General features: G+C 45.2%; 11 protein-coding genes. 6 read left to right on the top strand and 5 right to left on the bottom strand.

The window, feature by feature from the left end; genetic code table 11:
• Positions 1–145 precede the first annotated feature (145 nt).
• Entirely contained in the window at positions 146–3,052 is a 2,907-nt protein-coding gene (rapA, locus tag C9I43_RS13490; protein WP_107883761.1) for an RNA polymerase-associated protein RapA, read from the bottom strand.
• 403 nt (positions 3,053–3,455) lie between these two features.
• Here rapA and C9I43_RS13485 point away from each other — a divergent pair, with 403 nt between their 5' ends.
• The 3 genes from C9I43_RS13485 (at position 3,456) to C9I43_RS13475 (ending at position 11,268) form a co-directional block, all read left to right on the top strand.
• Complete coding sequence (locus tag C9I43_RS13485) at positions 3,456–4,850, top strand: PhoH family protein (protein WP_107883760.1); 1,395 nt, start codon at positions 3,456–3,458, stop codon at positions 4,848–4,850.
• A 214-nt stretch (positions 4,851–5,064) separates the two neighbouring features.
• The gene (locus C9I43_RS13480) at positions 5,065–8,781 is read left to right on the top strand and encodes a response regulator (RefSeq protein ID WP_107883759.1); all 3,717 of its coding nucleotides are present in this window, start codon (positions 5,065–5,067) and stop codon (positions 8,779–8,781) included.
• 84 nt (positions 8,782–8,865) lie between these two features.
• The gene (locus C9I43_RS13475; RefSeq protein ID WP_107883758.1) at positions 8,866–11,268 is read left to right on the top strand and encodes a zinc-dependent metalloprotease; all 2,403 of its coding nucleotides are present in this window, start codon (positions 8,866–8,868) and stop codon (positions 11,266–11,268) included.
• Between the two features lie 50 nt (positions 11,269–11,318).
• On the opposite strand, the gene C9I43_RS13470 is transcribed toward C9I43_RS13475, so the two are convergent.
• Positions 11,319–13,127: a protein kinase domain-containing protein gene (locus C9I43_RS13470; protein WP_107883757.1), complete on the bottom strand. Its 1,809-nt coding sequence runs from the start codon at positions 13,125–13,127 to the stop codon at positions 11,319–11,321.
• Positions 13,128–13,376: 249 nt separating this feature from the next.
• Here C9I43_RS13470 and C9I43_RS13465 point away from each other — a divergent pair, with 249 nt between their 5' ends.
• Positions 13,377–13,718, top strand: coding sequence for a hypothetical protein (locus C9I43_RS13465; protein ID WP_076498525.1), 342 nt, complete (start codon positions 13,377–13,379; stop codon positions 13,716–13,718).
• A gap of 101 nt (positions 13,719–13,819) precedes the next feature.
• Positions 13,820–14,476, top strand: a complete 657-nt coding sequence (locus C9I43_RS13460; protein WP_107883756.1) for a thiopurine S-methyltransferase — start codon at positions 13,820–13,822, stop codon at positions 14,474–14,476.
• Between the two features lie 325 nt (positions 14,477–14,801).
• Here the strand turns inward: C9I43_RS13460 and C9I43_RS13455 are convergent, their stop codons facing one another.
• The gene (locus C9I43_RS13455) at positions 14,802–14,993 is read right to left on the bottom strand and encodes a bacterioferritin-associated ferredoxin (protein WP_076498521.1); all 192 of its coding nucleotides are present in this window, start codon (positions 14,991–14,993) and stop codon (positions 14,802–14,804) included.
• A gap of 195 nt (positions 14,994–15,188) precedes the next feature.
• The gene (locus C9I43_RS13450) at positions 15,189–16,121 is read right to left on the bottom strand and encodes a D-2-hydroxyacid dehydrogenase (RefSeq protein ID WP_107883755.1); all 933 of its coding nucleotides are present in this window, start codon (positions 16,119–16,121) and stop codon (positions 15,189–15,191) included.
• 120 nt (positions 16,122–16,241) lie between these two features.
• On the opposite strand from C9I43_RS13450, the gene C9I43_RS13445 reads away from it, so the two are divergent.
• Positions 16,242–16,577 (top strand): DUF3392 domain-containing protein, encoded by a 336-nt coding sequence (locus tag C9I43_RS13445; protein ID WP_076498516.1) that lies wholly within the window; start codon positions 16,242–16,244, stop codon positions 16,575–16,577.
• A gap of 11 nt (positions 16,578–16,588) precedes the next feature.
• Here the strand turns inward: C9I43_RS13445 and C9I43_RS13440 are convergent, their stop codons facing one another.
• On the bottom strand, positions 16,589–17,311 hold the full coding sequence (locus tag C9I43_RS13440; RefSeq protein WP_107883754.1) for a glycerophosphodiester phosphodiesterase: 723 nt from the start codon (positions 17,309–17,311) through the stop codon (positions 16,589–16,591).
• Between the last annotated feature and the right edge of the window lies 1 nt (position 17,312).

The raw sequence follows: 17,312 nt of genomic DNA, 5'->3' as shown, positions 1-17,312 counted from the left end.
ACCTGTGTAGTCTCATAAATTCACCCATATTTGAGTATAACCTGAACGCTTCCTCTAGGGTTAATTTTCCTTATAAAGTCTGATGGCTCCCATAAAAAAGCCCAGCGCTGGGGCTGGGCAGATTATTGCAACTTACAGCTAGGGTTTATACGTGGCTGACGAGCACCATACGGATAGCATCGAGTTGTAACTGGCTGGCATCGAGATAAGTATTAAGCTCTTGCATCTGGTTGCGCAGGTATTCTAATTCTTCTTCACGGATATTAGGATTGACGGCTTTGAGTGACTCTAAACGGTCGAGCTCAGCGCTCAGTTGTTGAGTCATTTTCTCTCTCGCTTGAACAACCATTTCATCAACAACCACTTGTGCATATTCTTCGCCCTTAGCAAACAGTGGGTGCAAAATAGGTTGAGATGCGGTAACTAATTTGCCACCAATATGACGATTGACCGCGCTCAGTTGTTTATCAAAACTGGTGTAATCCACTTTAGCTGACAGGTCGTTACCGTTTTTATCCATCAACACGCGGATTGGGGTCGGTGGTAAATAACGATATAGCTGGCTCGATTTAGGTGCAGACGCATCAGCCATATAGATAAGTTCTAAGAATAAGGTGCCTGCTGGCAGTGCTTTATTCTTTAAAATGGCTACGCTGGTGGTACCTGTTTCTGAACCTGTGATCAAGTCGAGCCCTGTTTGCACCAATGGATGCTCTTGGGTTATCAACGCGATATCATCGCGGGACAAAGCGGTGTCGCGATCAAATGTCACTGTCATACCATCTTCTGGTAGGCCCGGATACGTCGGGAACATCATGTGCTCACTCGGGCGCAAAATGATCGAGTTTTCACCATTATCTTCTTGATCAACACCGATAATATCCCACAGTCGGATAACGGAGCCGATTAAATGGGTGTCACCATCGTTCTGTGCAAGACGGTTGACGATAGCCTGCGCCTTGTCGCCGCCGTGTGAGTTGATTTCAAGCAGCTTGTCGCGGCCTTGCTCCATTGCGTGTTTAAGTTCTTTATAACGACTCTGAGTATGATTGAGCAGGTTTGTTAGCTCGTCACTGTCATTACCTATCAGAACATTTAATAGCTCTTCGGCAAACTCACGATAAAGCACATGGCCACTCGGACAGGTGCGTTCGAAGGCATTAAGCCCTTGGTGATACCACTGCATCAAACGTTCTTGGGCTGTATCTTCAAGGTAAGGCAAATGAATTTGGATATCATTTTTCTGACCAATACGATCTAAACGACCGATACGTTGTTCTAATAGATCAGGGTTTAGCGGCAGGTCGAACAGCACTAAGTGGCTGGCAAACTGGAAGTTGCGTCCTTCTGAGCCAATTTCAGAGCAAATCAGCGCCTGTGCGCCGCCTTCCTCTTGGGCAAAGTAAGCACCGGCTTTATCGCGCTCAATAATCGACATGCCTTCGTGGAATACCGTCGCTTGAATCCCTTCGCGGGTACGCAGGGCTTCTTCTAAGCTCAGCGCCGTTTCTGCTTGGCTGGCGATGATCAGTACTTTTTTGCTGCGGTGGGATTTTAAAAACTCGATTAACCAATCTACGCGAGGATCGAACTTCCACCAACTGGCGCTATTATCTTCAAATTCTTGGTATAGCTTTTCAGGGCTCAGGGCTTGCGCCGCTTTCGCTTCTAAAGATTTATGTCCGCCCATCATGCCACTGACGCGTGCGGCAGTTTGATATTGATCTGGCATAGCATGGGGATAAGCGTTAAATAAACGCTGCGGAAAACCTTTTACCGAGGCGCGGCTGTTGCGGTACAACACGCGGCCAGTGCCGTGACGGTCGAGTAATTGTTGTAGTAATTCGCTTCGAGCGGCTTGTTGAACGTCGCTATCGACACCCTCAGCTTGGATCAAACGAATACTTGGGCTGATATCTTTTTCGCCGAGTAATTCGGTCAAGCTATTGATAGCAGCATCGGATAATTTAGCGTTACCTGCTAGCGCTTCGGCGGCAATGGCCACGTCTTTATAGCTGTCCTCTTCGGTTAGGAAGGCATCGTAATCGTAGAAACGATCTGGATCGAGCAGGCGTAAACGAGCAAAGTGGCTCTCATGGCCAAGTTGATCCGGTGTTGCGGTTAGCAGTAAAACGCCTGGGATCACTTCACTTAGTGCTTCAACCACTTGATAGGCGCGGCTGGGCGCTTCTTCTGTCCATTCTAAGTGGTGCGCTTCGTCAACGACTAATAGATCCCAATCGGCATCGAGGGCTTGGTCGAGGCGTTTTTTCTTACGCAGTAATTCCAGTGAACAAATAATTAACTGTTCGGTGTAGAAAGGATTGTCATTATCAGCATAGGCTTCAACGCAGCGGTCTTCATCAAACACAGAAAAACGCAGGTTAAAGCGGCGCAACATTTCCACTAACCACTGATGGCGCAGGGTATCAGGCACGATAATCAGAATACGTTCAGCGCGGCCAGTCAGCAGTTGTTGATGAATAATCAGACCTGCTTCAATGGTTTTACCTAGACCCACTTCATCGGCGAGTAATACGCGTGGCGCATAACGACGACCGACTTCATGGGCAATCCACATTTGGTGCGGAATAAGTCCAACACGTGGGCCTTGCAAGCCGAGTAAGTCCGATGAAGCCAATTTGTGACGCAGCATTTGGCATTGATAACGCACCCCAAAACGGTCGAGGCGATCAATTTGCCCGGCAAATAAACGATCTTGAGGTTTGTTGAAACGAATATTGTGGTTCAGCAGAGTTTCACGCAGAGTCACTTCTTCGCCAGTTTCACTGTGAATACCGTGATAAAGCACTATCCCGTCTTTCTCAGTCAATTCACTGACGACAAGACTCCAGCCTTCATGGCTTTCAACCGAATCGCCGGGATTGTATATAACGCGTGTCAGAGGGGCTTCTGCGCGGGAGAACATGCGGTTCTCACCGGTGGCAGGGAATAATACTGTGACCATACGGCCTTCTACTTGAACCACAGTTCCTAAACCAAGCTCTGACTCGGTATCACTTATCCAACGTTGACCTAAGGCGAACGGCATCTTTAATTCTCATTTCTAGGCGGACTCTAACAAAGGGCGCGTATGTTATACCAATACTCACGATATTTAAATCGCCCAATCACTTGTTAGAGCCTAATTTCCACTGTGATAGATTACAAATTGTACAAGCGACAAAGTTGTGGTGCAAGTTGAGGATATTGTCATGCTAGCGTCACATTTGCGGCGATACACTGCCTTGAGCTGCAGGCAAATAAAGGTGGTTATATTGTTATTGAGTCACTTTGGTGCCAATATCAATATAAGGTTTTAGGCGCTGATAACCGCTATCAACTTGAACCTTATTGTTATTTTTACCTTATGTTTAGCCAGTCATTGCAGCCGTGTTACTTTTATTGAGATTCAAAAGTTTGTTTAAACTTTACTGAAGCACTCTGGAGGCGCCATGGAACAAAACGACAGAAAGTTGTTTGTACTGGATACCAATGTGTTACTACATGAACCTTTGGCGATCTATTCATTTAAAGAGCACGATGTCGTCATTCCGATGACAGTGCTAGAAGAATTAGATCAGATTAAAGACAGAAAAAGTGATGTAAGCCGCGATGCTCGAGTCGCTATCAGAGCATTGGAGGACACCCTTGGCGGTGAAACTACTCCAGAGCAGATTATCAATGGAGTTCCCTTACCAAATCGTGAAAGCCATGCCGATGCCATCGGTTCGCTGTCTATCTTCCCCGACCATCTTGTTAGCTTCACCCTTGGCGCCTTGCCAGGTGACGGTAACGACAACCGCATTATCAATACTGTTTTACACCTGCAAAACCTACATCATCCTCGTATTGTTGTTTTAGTTACTAAAGATATCAATATGCGCCTTAAAGCCAAAGGCGCCGGTGTTCAATTGGTTGAAGATTATCGAACCGATCAACTGATTGATGATATTCGTTTCCTCAGTAAAGGTTTTTACCAGTTTGAGGGCAATTTTTGGGAGCACTTGAATAAGGTTTCTACCGAGCGTCTGGGGCGGCATACGGTACATGAAGTACCAATTGCCGATCTTGAAAATGATCAGTTTTATATTAACCAATACCTTATCGATACCGAGTCTGATTTTTGCGGGCGAGTGATAGAACGCACTGCAACTCATCTGCATATTTTAGATTTAGGCCGCGAGCGGATAAACAACCTTGAAGCATGGGGGATTAAGCCTAAAAACGTCTACCAAGGTATGGCATTGCAAGCGCTGCTCGATCCCGATATAGATCTGGTGATCTTAACCGGCCCCGCCGGTTGCGGTAAAACCTTGCTCGCCATGGCAGCGGCGCTTGAGTTGGTGGTTGAGCGTAATCGCTACGATAAAGTGATCGTGACCCGTAATACCCCTGAAATTGCCGAATCTATCGGTTTTTTACCCGGCACCGAAGAGGAGAAAATGCTGCCGTGGCTGGCCGCTATTACTGATACGCTTGAAGTGCTACACAAGAATGATGTTAATCCCACCGGCAGCATGAATTACATTATGGAAAAAGCCAATATCCAGTTTAAGTCGATTAACTTTATGCGTGGGCGCTCAATCCAAAACTCCATCGTGTTACTGGATGAATGTCAAAACCTCACCGCTTCGCAGCTTAAAACCATGATTACCCGTATGGGCGAAGGTACAAAACTGATTTGTTGCGGTAACTTAGCGCAAATTGACTCTAACTATTTAACGGCTGTCACCTCCGGATTAACTTATATTGTTGAGCGTTTTAAAGACTTTGAAGGCAGTGCTAACGTGTATTTAAATGGCGTGGTGCGTTCACGCTTAGCTGAATATGCCGAAGAGCATCTCTAATGCGGGAGAGTTTTGTTTTGAGTAAATAATCAGGCCTCAGATATTGAGGCCTGATGTTTATTATGTAACAGATTTTTAATTGACTTATCAGTGGTATGAGTAGCCTTTATCGGGCAATTATTTTATGTGATTGACCGTTTCTTCCTGCTACTATAGGTGCTGATAGTTTTTGCCGTCGATGGCTTAAATTAAGCGCTGCAATCAAGGGTAGTGGATGAAATCGAGTGAGCCGGATCTCCAACTAAAATCGCCGATCCAGAAAAATTACAACCGTGCTGTTTTTTATACGTACATTGGCGTTATCGTCATGTCTTTGTTGACCGCATGGATGTTTTTTGACCGCCAGAAAGCCCAGCAAATGGAGCAGCGTGAAGAACAAGTACAGCGACATGTGCTGCAAATCGATTTGTTACTTGAATCGAGTATTCGAGCAGTAAAAAGCTTACGTGATGTTGCGGTGGATCATCTGCGTTTAGGTGAGCTCGTGCGTAAAGAGCGCTTACCCCAATACGGTAAGTTTAATGAGAGTGGCCAGTATTTTACCCTAGAACCTCGCTATGCTCAGAGCGGTAAACCTTTTACTAACATGGGACGGATCACGGGTGCCGGTTCCCTTGATGGACGCAGTGATGGGTTTTATCAAGAACTTGAGATGTTATTTGAGCTGTCGCTGTCGTTCCCTGTCGCTAAGGAAGCCGCCCCAAAAGCCTCGGCAATTTATTATCTGTCTAAACGTAGGATCATGTCTTATTTCCCCTGGTCTGATGAAGATATACGTTTCAGGGATGAATACCTCAACAAGAAGCAGTTCCAATACGCCACTCCAGCAATGAACCCACAACGCAGCGTTTTTTGGAGCGAAGCCTATGTTGATTCAACCGGCAAAGGTTTGCTAACCACGCTAGGTGTGCCCATTTATTTAGAAGATGACTTTATCGGTTCAATCAATTTAGACATGACGTTGGCCTCCTTAGCACGGCAAATTCGAGTTTACTTTAAGATGCCAGGTACAGTGATTTTACTCGACCAACAGAATAATATTTTATCCCACAGCGATTTTGATATTTCCGACATTAATCGGGTTTATCACATTAGCCAGCGCATCCCGTCTGAACTGCATTCGTTGCCAGAATCTGAACTGTTCGATGCCCACGACGGCATTATTCGTAATGGCTATTACATCCACTCGGTTGCCCTGCATAACGCACCTTGGCGTTTACTGTATTTACAGGATGAAGATGATTTATTCCAAGATTCTTGGGAGAAATTACAGCTGACGTTTATCTTGGTGGTAATAGCGCTATCAGTGTTAGTCACCATAGTGCATTGGCAGACTCGCCGCTCCTTTGTGAGCCCAGCATCACGCTTGTTATCGCACCTTGAAGGGTGTTCGCAAGAGCCACGTAAGCCTCCAGAGAAAATCACTCGCGGCTGGGAGCCTTGGTTCTTGTTAGTGAGTCGGATTTTTGAGGAAAACAAACAATATACCCATCATTTAGCCGAGCAAAATAAGCGGCTTGATAAGTTAGTGGCACGGCGAACTGAACGCTTAAAAGACACCACGGAACGGCGTGAACGCGAATATGCACTATTGCGATCCTTACTCGATGCGATTCCTGAGGCTATTGTTTTTAAAGATAAAGAGGGTAACTACTTAGGCTGTAACAAAGCCGCTGAGCGGATGTTAGGTTATACCGAGAGCGAGATGATTGGTTTGTCGTCAGACGATTTAACCTCGCCGGAAATGGGTATACGTATCCGCGCTGAAGATGAACAAGTATTAAAAGATCGTGTGCCGCTGCGCTACCAAGAAAAAATAGAGCTCGCAGGTAAACCGTTGTTACTGGACACACTAAAGCTACCTTTCTATAACCGCCGTGGTGAGCTTCAGGGGTTGATTGCGGTATGGCGTGATGTCACCCGTGAATATGAAGCAGCCGAGCAGTTACGATTATCGGAAGAGCGTTACCACTTAGCCATGGATGCGGTAGAAGATGGCCTGTGGGATTGGTATTTAGACTCGGAACAAATTATTTGTAATCCTGCTTACTATTCTATGTTGGGTTATCAAACCAATGAATTTCCAGCCTTATTATCGGCAATTGATCAGCTAACTCATCCTGACGATCGTGTTCGGGTGGAAGAGTATCGGCGCGAGTATTTACAAAATCCTATTGATGCCTATGAAATCGAGTTTCGGTTATTAGCCAAAAACGGTAGCTATCATTGGGTACTTTGTCGTGGCCGAGTGGTGGAGTTTACTAGTGATGGTCAGCCTAAGCGTATGCTCGGTACTCACAAGGATATTACCCGCCATAAGAGCAACGAAGTGGCGCTACTGGAAGCTAAGCAAGACGCTGAATTAGCTAACCTATATAAGAGTGAGTTCTTGGCGAATATGAGCCATGAAATCCGCACGCCCATGAACGCTATTATCGGTATGTTGCAGTTGGCACAGCGCACTGCGTTAACGGCGCAGCAAAAGGATTACCTTGAAAAGGCCGGTTTTTCGGCGCAATCATTACTGCGGATCATCAATGATATTCTTGATTTTTCTAAAATCGAAGCCGGTAAGTTAGAGCTTGAATTAGTGCCATTCCCGCTAGATAAAGTGCTTGATCATGCACTGGATCTTAATGCGCTCAAAGCGCAGGAACAAGGTGTGGAGTTACTACTCTATGCGCCAGTAACCTCGGGATTAATCCTCAAAGGTGACCCTCTGCGTTTAGGGCAAATCCTGATTAATCTTTTATCGAATGCGGTAAAGTTTACCCAATCGGGTGAGGTTGAGCTGGGGTGTGAAGATGTGGGTGAGCGTGACCATCGTATTACGCTCAAGTTCTGGGTTCGTGATACGGGAATTGGGATTGATAAAGATCAGCAAGAAAAGTTATTTGATGCTTTTGCCCAAGCCGATGGTTCGACGACGCGTAAATACGGTGGCACAGGTTTAGGTTTGTCTATCAGTAAGCATCTGGTTTCTATGATGGGCGGCAAAATGCAAGTGCAGAGTGAGCTTGGGGTAGGTAGTACCTTCAGCTTTACCATCAGTTTTGAAATTGCTGAGGAAGCGACAGTTGAGCCTTTCGTCGTACCCGAAAAACTGAATAATTTGCGTACCTTGGTTGTTGATGATAATCCGACCGCGTTGCAGATTTATTCAACCTTGATGCGGGATTTACATTTTGATGTCGATACCGCCACTAGCGGCGCTGAAGCCTTAGATAAACTATCACAGGCGCCAATCGATTTAATCTTACTCGATTGGATGATGCCCGAAATGGATGGCTGTGATGTGGTGAGCGCCATCGATACTATGTTGGCCGAAGGCCTTTTAGCAAAACGCCCCGTCATTATCATGATGACGGCCTATGCGGCAGAACCTTTGCAGGATCAAGTGGATAATGCCAAGGTGTTTACAGTACTGCAAAAACCTTTTAAAGCATCAAGCTTGTTCGATGAAATCATCGCAGCTTTTGCTGACGAGCCAAGATTGAATATGTTGCCGCCACCAGAAGATGTTGTCGTGACAGAAGGTGAGTACGCAGGATTAGTATTGCTGGTAGAGGATAACTTTATTAACCAGCAAGTTGCGACAGAGCTTCTCAAAAGTGCGGGTTATGAAGTGGTGTTGGCTGGCAATGGTCAAGTTGCACTGGATATTGTTGATTCACGTCCTTTTGATGCAGTATTGATGGATATCCAAATGCCAGTGATGGATGGGCTTACGGCGGCCAGAGCTCTGCGCGAGCGTTTTAATACCGATGAACTACCTATTATCGCTATGACGGCTCATGCTATGTCGGGCGACAGGGAAAAGAGTTTAGCGGCGGGGATGAACGCTCATATCACCAAGCCGATAGTGCTCAATGAATTATTTGAAACATTAAATCACTGGATTAAACATAAGAATCAGTACAAGAATCGTTAAATTTTTTGCTTGGGGCCAGTGATGGCCCCGCGTTATTCCAATTGATCTTCATGAATAACGCAGCTAGCCGTATTAGGAGAAAAGATGAAACCTCAAAGTGTAGCCTTAGTCATCGCATTGTTAGGATTTCCCACTGTTACTGTGGCCGCTACTGCGCCTAGCGCTAAGATCATTCAGCAGAGCCAAGCAGCTAAAGGGTTTGTTAATCTCTATTACGAGCCGTCTCAAGGAGAGTTATACCTTGAGGTTAATCGCTTAAATCAACCGTTTTTATTGGTCACTAGCCTGCCACAAGGCGTGGGTTCAAATGACATTGGCCTTGACCGTGGTCAACTTGGCCAAACTCGTATGGTGCAGTTTGAGCGCCAAGGTCCCTACGTTGTCCTAAAGCAACTGAATAGCCAATATCGCGCTAATACTCCTGATGCTGCCGAGCAAAGCGCCGTTGCCGAAGCTTTTGCTGATTCGGTGTTATGGCAAGGTAAAGTCATTGAAGGCAAGCCTGTATTGGTTGCGATTAACGATCTGGTACTCAACGATTTGCACGGCGTATCTTCCGTATTACAACAAACTGCGCAGGGGGATTATCAGCTTGATTTGAGCCGATCAGTTATCTTGCCGGCAGGGATTAAATCCTTTGCTAAAAATGCCGACGTAGATGTTCAACTTACCTTTAAAGGCGATGTTGCTGGTGAGCAAGTGGCGCAGGTGACACCCGATGGCACATTAATGTCGGTACGCATGCGCTATTCTTTTGTTGAGCTTCCCGATACGGGTTATCAGGCTCGGGCATATCATCCTATGAGCGGCTATCTATCTGATGAGTATCGCGACTACGCCACGTCTTTTGACCGACCTTTAGTACAACGTTTTATCCTACGCCACCGTTTACAAAAGGTGCATCTGGGGCCTGCGCCAAGCGAAGTCGTTAAACCTATTATTTATTATCTTGACCCTGGCGTGCCTGAACCTATCCGTTCGGCATTGCTCGATGGCGCGCGCTGGTGGGAGAGTGCTTTTACACGCGCAGGCTTTATCGATGGCTTTAAAGTTGAGTTATTACCTAAAGATGCCGACCCACAGGATATTCGCTACAACATGATCCAATGGGTGCATAGGGCGACACGGGGTTGGTCTTATGGTGCGGCGTTAACTGACCCGCGCAGCGGTGAAATCATCAAAGGCCAAGTGACGCTCGGCAGCTTGCGTGTACGTCAGGATTACTTAATTGCCAAAGGCTTAACCGCTGGCTGGCAGGATAGAATCGCAGCCGATAAAGCGGCAACAGCACTTTCGCTCGCACGCATTCGCCAACTGGCCGCCCATGAAGTTGGCCACACCTTAGGGCTTGACCATAATTTTGCAGCCTCGAGTAATCAAGATGCATCTGTGATGGATTACCCTCATCCGAAAATCCAACTCACGGGTAACGATATTGATATTTCAGCGCCTTATGCCACAGGTGTTGGCCCTTGGGACGATTTTGCTATTGCTTATGGCTATAGCGATGTGGGTGATGTGCACGCGCAACAAATGCAACAAGCGGACTTGTTAGCCGATGTGGCGAAACGGGGCTTACGTTATATCAGCGAGGCCGATTCCCGCCAAAAAGATGCAAGCCAGGCTTATGCCAGTTTGTGGGACAGTGGCGATGATCCGATAGACCAACTTGTTAAGCTCGATAATATTCGTACAAAGGCGATAGCGGGGTTCTCCAGTGCCGCATTATTACCTAATGAGCCACTGGGCGAGTTAGCTGATACCTTTGCACCGATTTATTTACTCACGCGCTATCAAATTGATGCGGTGGCTAAGTTTATTGGCGGGACTGACTATAACTACCTGTCTGTTGGTGAGGGGAGCCGCTGGAGTTATATTGCACCGCCGTTGCAGTTAGCGGGGTTAGAAGCCGTACTTAAAACCTTAGATGCAACGAGCTTAACGGTACCGCAAACTTTGCTTGATAGTTTAGTGCCCAAGGCCGGTAATTATCATGCTACGCGTGAATCCTTTGATTCAGGCTTAGGAGCCATTACCGATCCTCTAGGCATGGCAGAAGTGTTTAGTCGTCATACTATTAGCCTTTTATTGATGCCAAAACGTTTGAACCGTGTTGCTCAAGCTGCAATAGCAGATAACGAGCAGCTATCAGTAACGACATTACTCGATAACCTTTTTGCGGCGACCTTATACCAAGAGGGTAAGCTGGGACTGGTTGAAGGCGTGTGGATGCGAGTCAATGCTGTAGTGGTTGATGAAGTCCTTGCCGCGCTACACAATCCAGACACATCTCCTGAAGTTCGGGCTGTTATTTACGATCGTATTCAGTTTGTGATTAAGCAATTAAAGGCGAGAGCGAATCGGGCAAATGTTAGTCTTGCGGCGCATTACAATGGGCTACAACAGGGATTATCGACCGGATTAACCGATGCTCAGTTTAAGCTTATTCCTAAGCCACTTGTCTTACCGCCAGGCTCGCCGATTTAAGCGGTGAGTCCCCAGATTTTGCATTTTGAGTTTGGTTAAAAATTGGCGCACTAGGCGCCAATTTTTTTGGGATTTCGTGGGTAAAAATGTTCAGCTTTACGCTCTAGATGGGTAAAACGACGGGTGTTTTTGTAAGGTAATTTCATAAAACCCGACACTCCGTAGCCTTGAATTTTACCCACATGATGCAAGATGCGATCGAGACTTGCACGAAATGCCGCCTGTTTACGCGGATTAAGTAGTTTTAAGTAACTGTGGATTTTCAAATGATTGGGCAGTGCCTCAAAAATAATACAACCCGTATGATGAATTTGGTTAATACGGGCTAATTCTTCCATGATTTCATGCGGGAGCTCGAGGTTTTCATCGGGATCTTTACCGTCTTCGAAGTATGAGTGTAAGCGCGATTTATCCTCTAAGGTGGGCACATCGCCAATGTCAAAAGGTAATTGTAAATCAGCACTAGCGCTAAAGGGCTCACTGGTATCGGCGCGTTCGATGTGTAACGTGTCTTTGGCGTTAAAAAAACAGGCCTTAAACACGCCGATACGCTTAATTCCCCGCGCTAAATCCACCATGTTATTGACAGCAATGATTAACGCACCTTTTTGATTTGCATCGTAAATCGCAAGATTAGAGTCGATAAATACCCCAGTTGTTTGCCAATGGATTGCGAGCCCCCCCACGATGGGATACTGCGCCAACCTGCCCACCGCTGCGATAAAGCCTTTTTCGGTATCGCCCATACCCGCAAGGAAGTTGCGGTAATATTTTTCGAGTTGAATATCGTCCATCTTCGCAATAGGATCTTGACCGTTATGCTCCCTTAAAAAGGATTTACGTGAACTGTAGCTGACGGTTTCAACATCTTTATCGCGCGATTGTACCCAAACCGGAATATCGGCTAATAACTCCGCTTTGGGTAGCGTGGGTAAATGTAATCGGTGGCTGTGGCGCATGCTTTTTAAAAAGTAATCACCAGCGGTATTACGCTGCTCAGGATCTGTACTGAGCATGCCTTCTAAGGTGCGGGCTAATTCTATGGGTAAACCAATACTGGTAGGCGAAATTACCTGCGCGCCAAAACGGCTGGCTTGTCCTGAGGCAAGGGAATACAGCGTCGCGGCCACACCTTGTTCGTCAAAGCGTGGACTGGAGAGTGCACCGTTAAGTTGTTCTTCACCAATAAAGTATACGTCACCCATGCGTGCATTAGTATGCTGTTGATCGCTCGACATTAATGCCATTACATTGTCTTCAACGGGATGGTTATGCTCATCCCGCTGTGCAAAGACAGCAGAGCCCCAATCGATTAACGATAAATGCTGCTGCTCAATATCGTAAACTAAATTAGAGGGTTTTATATCGCCGTGAACTAAAGGTTTACCCGTTCGTAGGTAATACAAAATATCGGCAAGCTGGCGGGCAATATTCATGATCATTGCGGTAGGTAGTGCGCCCATTTTGCGGCATAGTTGATCAAGATCTTCCCCCTTAGCACGCTCCATCACCAAAATGCCTTGTTTGCCAACACGTTCAAATTTAATCGCGCCAGGCACATTAGGGTGTTTTAGCAATGACAGCATAAAGGCTTCTTCTTCGAGCCGGTCTTGAACATGTTGCGGTAGCGTTATCCGCGAAAACTTAAAAACATGGGCATCGCCTGTTTGATTGATGCCAGCAAACACAAAACCGTAGGCACCTTTGCCAACTAATTCAATATCGGCATATCCAAGCTTACTCAGTTGCTGTTTACACAGGCGGATCCACGCCTTGTGCTTACGGGCATCATTGGCCTTGAGCAAGTAAATAGATTGCTCTTCGGAAATATAAAAATGTTGCAGCTGAGGTGTTTGCAAATTGCGCTCCTTGTTTTGTTCATTTAACCAGTAAGCAGGGGCGATAATCAAATCGAGGCTGAGTTTTAGTTAAGAATTTTTAAGCGCTTTAAGACTTAGCTTCCATAGTGCCTTACCTATACGATCATTTCGTCACTGACTTTGACTTACATCAAGTTAAATCTGCACGACTATAGGTAGTCTTTGGACATCGAACAAGATAAGTATTTGTTAATTAACCGCCATAAAAAGTGCAGCTAAGGAGGGCCTATGCCCACCCAATATAAAGCTTTGTTGATTGAATTATTAGCATATCCGCGTAAGCGAATTTTACAGTCAATGGAAGTTACTCATTGTCCGCATGCGGTATTTTTTAATGATCGCGACGAACAATGTTTAACTTGCCACCAGGGTATGGAATGCATCTGGATGAACCAGAACGATGAGCTAGTGGCCGTGAATGAAAAATCAGTAACCGAGTTAAAACAGCAGTTATTAATTGCGGTGGATTTTATTGATTCATCTTTAAGCCCACATCATCTATCACGCCGTCAATGTCAGTGTGATAACTGTGTTTGGCTGCGTAAAGTGCAAGCTACTTTAGATCAGTAACTTAGTCTTTACATTGTTGCATCGGGTCAATTGCAAGGAGCTTTGCATCGATTTTAAAATGCCATTAAAGTAAGGGTCACTTTAGCGAATAGAGATACACCATGGAACCCGGTTTTTGGCATGAAAAGTGGCACCTGCAACATATAGGTTTTCATCAGCAAGACATCAATCCTTTCCTTGTTCAGTACTGGCAGAAGCTTTCTCTGCCGGCTGATGCTCAAGTGTTTGTGCCCTTATGTGGTAAGTCGTTAGATATGTGCTTTTTAGCCGAGCAAGGGCATCAAGTGATTGGTTGCGAGCTAAATGAACTGGCTGTACAGCAGTTTTTCACTGACAACCAGCTTGAGCTTACGCAAACGGCAGTTGGTGGGCACCAACATTATCAAACTGAGCAGATCAGTGTGTATCAGGGTGATATTTTCACTTTGCCTAAGACGATTACACAAGCGGTGACGGCCTTTTATGATCGCGCTGCCCTTATTGCTTGGCCAGAAAATATGCGTGCACACTATGCAAAGCAGCTGGCGAACTTATTACCTAGTGGCAGTATCGGTTTACTCGTAACCTTAGATTATCCACAAGCAGCCTTAAATGGCCCCCCGTTTGCGGTATCGCCGACTTGGGTGGAGCAGCACCTGAGTGATGACTTTGATATCGAGGTGCTAGCATCACAAGATGTGTTAGCGGAAAATCCTCGATTTATGAAAAAAGCTGTACCTTGGCTAAATGAGGCCGCTTATTTGTTGAAGCGTAAATAGTGGCTTTCTCCTATAGCTGCAGTGAAATATCCCCATTGAATTTATGCTAGATAATCTAAGTTGATGGGGATTATTATTTCGTATCAGCAGGTTAAGTATTATGGTCTTTTAGCGGCTATTAATGCCCTATTTTGTCTTTAGGATTGATACAAGATAGAACTATTGGGAAGCGAAAATACGGGGGCGAATAAGAATACCAGGGTGAGGAAGCAGATGATAACTTTACGATTAGCTTTAACGTAACTTATGTCGTCTGTGTAAGCGTTTTTTGTCGCTAATGGATGGTTTGGCTATAGGTTAGCGAGTGCGTTAACCATCAATTTTATTAGGCGACTTCGTAATAATTAGGTTCAAGTTCTAGTTGGTTTTGGATAATCTGCACCGCCATTCTGGCACATTTACCACATTGGTCGGCCACACCTAAGCGCTTTTTGACGTCAGCAAGAGAGCTATCGCCTTGGCTTACTGCGTTTTTAATTTGCGTATCTGTGATTGCATGGCAAAGACAAACGTACATTTTCTAGCCTCCCAAATGAATTGAGCTAATTCTAAATGAAAACGCTTATCAAATGCAATACGCTTGTGGCCATTATTTGAATAAACCTGTTTAATAATTATTCGATGACCGCGTTCCATCACAGTCATCCTTCTTTTTTTATTTGTACATCGCAGTGGTCATTACTATCCCAACAAGTATTTAAGTTAAGCTATTTTAGTATCCTTTATTAAAATCAATAACATTAGCTAGTGGCTTACCAGCTAAGTAGCGATGATAGTTTTGGCTAAATTGGGTGACTATTTGTTCTGGTTGGCTCAGCGCCGACATATGCGGGGTGATAATGGTATTTTCTCGTTCCCAAATAGGATGGCTATTGAGTAAAGGTTCCTGAGTAAATACATCGAGAATCGCTTGCTGACTAGGATTAGCGATAAGCTGATTATTGAGCGCGTCAAGGTCAAGGGCATCACCGCGGCCGACGTTAAACAAAATGGCATCTGGCTTTAACGTCGCCAACATATCAGCGTTGAGTATGTTGCGTGTTGCTGGTGTGCTTGGCAATAAATTAACCACCACATCGGCTTTAGTCAGGGCTTCTCCTAATGTTGGCATCGTTTCGATAGCATCAAAACTGTCAACCGTATTGCCACTGCTATTGATACCCGTGACATGCATGCCAAAATGTTGTGCGGTTTTTGCTAAATATTGAGCTATCGACCCAGTCCCGAGCAAGAGTAAGCGCATGTTTTGTAAACTTGAATATGGTGGTGATTCAACCTGCCAGTGTTTTTGTCGTTGCTGCAGCCGATAAAAATCGTGGCTACGGATGTGAGCGAGTAAATAACCGAACACATATTCGCTCATCAATGGGCCGAATATGCCTTTAATATTAGTTAGTAGGTAGTCTTTTCTGCCTCTTGGGCTCATCAGGGCATCTATGCCCGCAAAACTGGACTGCAACCATTTTAGATTTTTTGCATGAGGTAATAATGGCGCTGCGAGCTTAGGTTCAGCTAACCAAATATCAGCCTCAATTAAGTGTTTGGGATCATCGTTGAGTAGTACTAGATTAGGGAGTTCCAGCGCCTCAATTAAGTCGTGGTATTGTTGATTGACCTTTGTTAGCAAGAGTAACTTGTGCCCCATGGCGTCTCCCTTTATGCTTGGTTATTGTTATTTTTCAATGCACTGGTTTTTAATTCATTATTTTACGCACAGTCTCAGTTATTAAAATGGCTTGTGCGGTATTTTTTAGGTTAATTCATTATGTTTGATCAGTTAGTTGCCATCATCGCCCAATTGGGAAACATGCTTCGTCCTTGGGCATTTGATATTGCTACCGCCATGGTAGTATGCCTAATTTTGGTTTTTTCAGCGGACGTCAATCGTCTCCTAAGGCGCCATTTACTAGGGCATTCTTTTGTGCTGCGGACCTTTGTTTTTATTATTATTAATGCTTTTGGTTACGGTCTATTGATTGTTAAAGTTACCCCATGGGTGGCAAGGCATATTGCGGCTATGCCATCCCATTGGATGTTTCTGTTAATTATGACGATGTTTATTTTTATCGGCTATTGGGCCCAGCGAAATAACCAGTCTTAATCAGCCACACTTTATTCAAAGTAACCAAGGTAATCTGTGGTGATTACTTGAGTTAAAGCCTGCATGGCGCGATCGGGATAATTGCTGAACACGCCATCAACGCCCATTAGTTCAAGTGCATGAATATCATCGACATGATCGACCGTATAAACATAAACTTTGGCGCCGCGCTGGTGTGCATCATCAACTAACGCTTGATTGATGAAACTCACATCTAAATTCAAGGAATAAGCATCAAGCTGGCTGACAACGGCGGCACCCTCGAGTGGAATGCTGGCGAGTAGCGGTGCGACTAAAGCTTTTGGGAGTGTTTGTTTAAACTCACGTAGATAAGGATGATTAAAAGAGGAAATCAGTAACTGCTCTTGAGTAAAACCGAGTTGTTTTAAAGCCTTTGGGTATAAAGCAATTAACGGCGTAACGGTATTAATGCCTTTTAATTCAATATTAACTATGCAGCGCCCTGCAATCAATTCCAGCACCTGCCACAATGTGGGTATTGGTTCACCTTTTACATTAATACTCGCCAGATAATCCTTACTCACTAAATGGATAATTCCTGATCCTGAGCTTTTACTATCAAGACGACGATCGTGAAACACGACTAGCTCACCTTCAACATTATGCACATCGAGCTCAACGGCTGGCACACCTAGTTGCAATGCCTTCTCCATAGCAGCTAACGTATTTTCGGCCTGATAACCGCTGGCACCACGGTGAGCAAAAATGAGCATA

This window comes from Shewanella morhuae, assembly GCF_003028295.1.
Classification (GTDB): domain Bacteria; phylum Pseudomonadota; class Gammaproteobacteria; order Enterobacterales; family Shewanellaceae; genus Shewanella; species Shewanella morhuae.
This window is presented reverse-complemented; position numbering and strand designations above follow the sequence as displayed.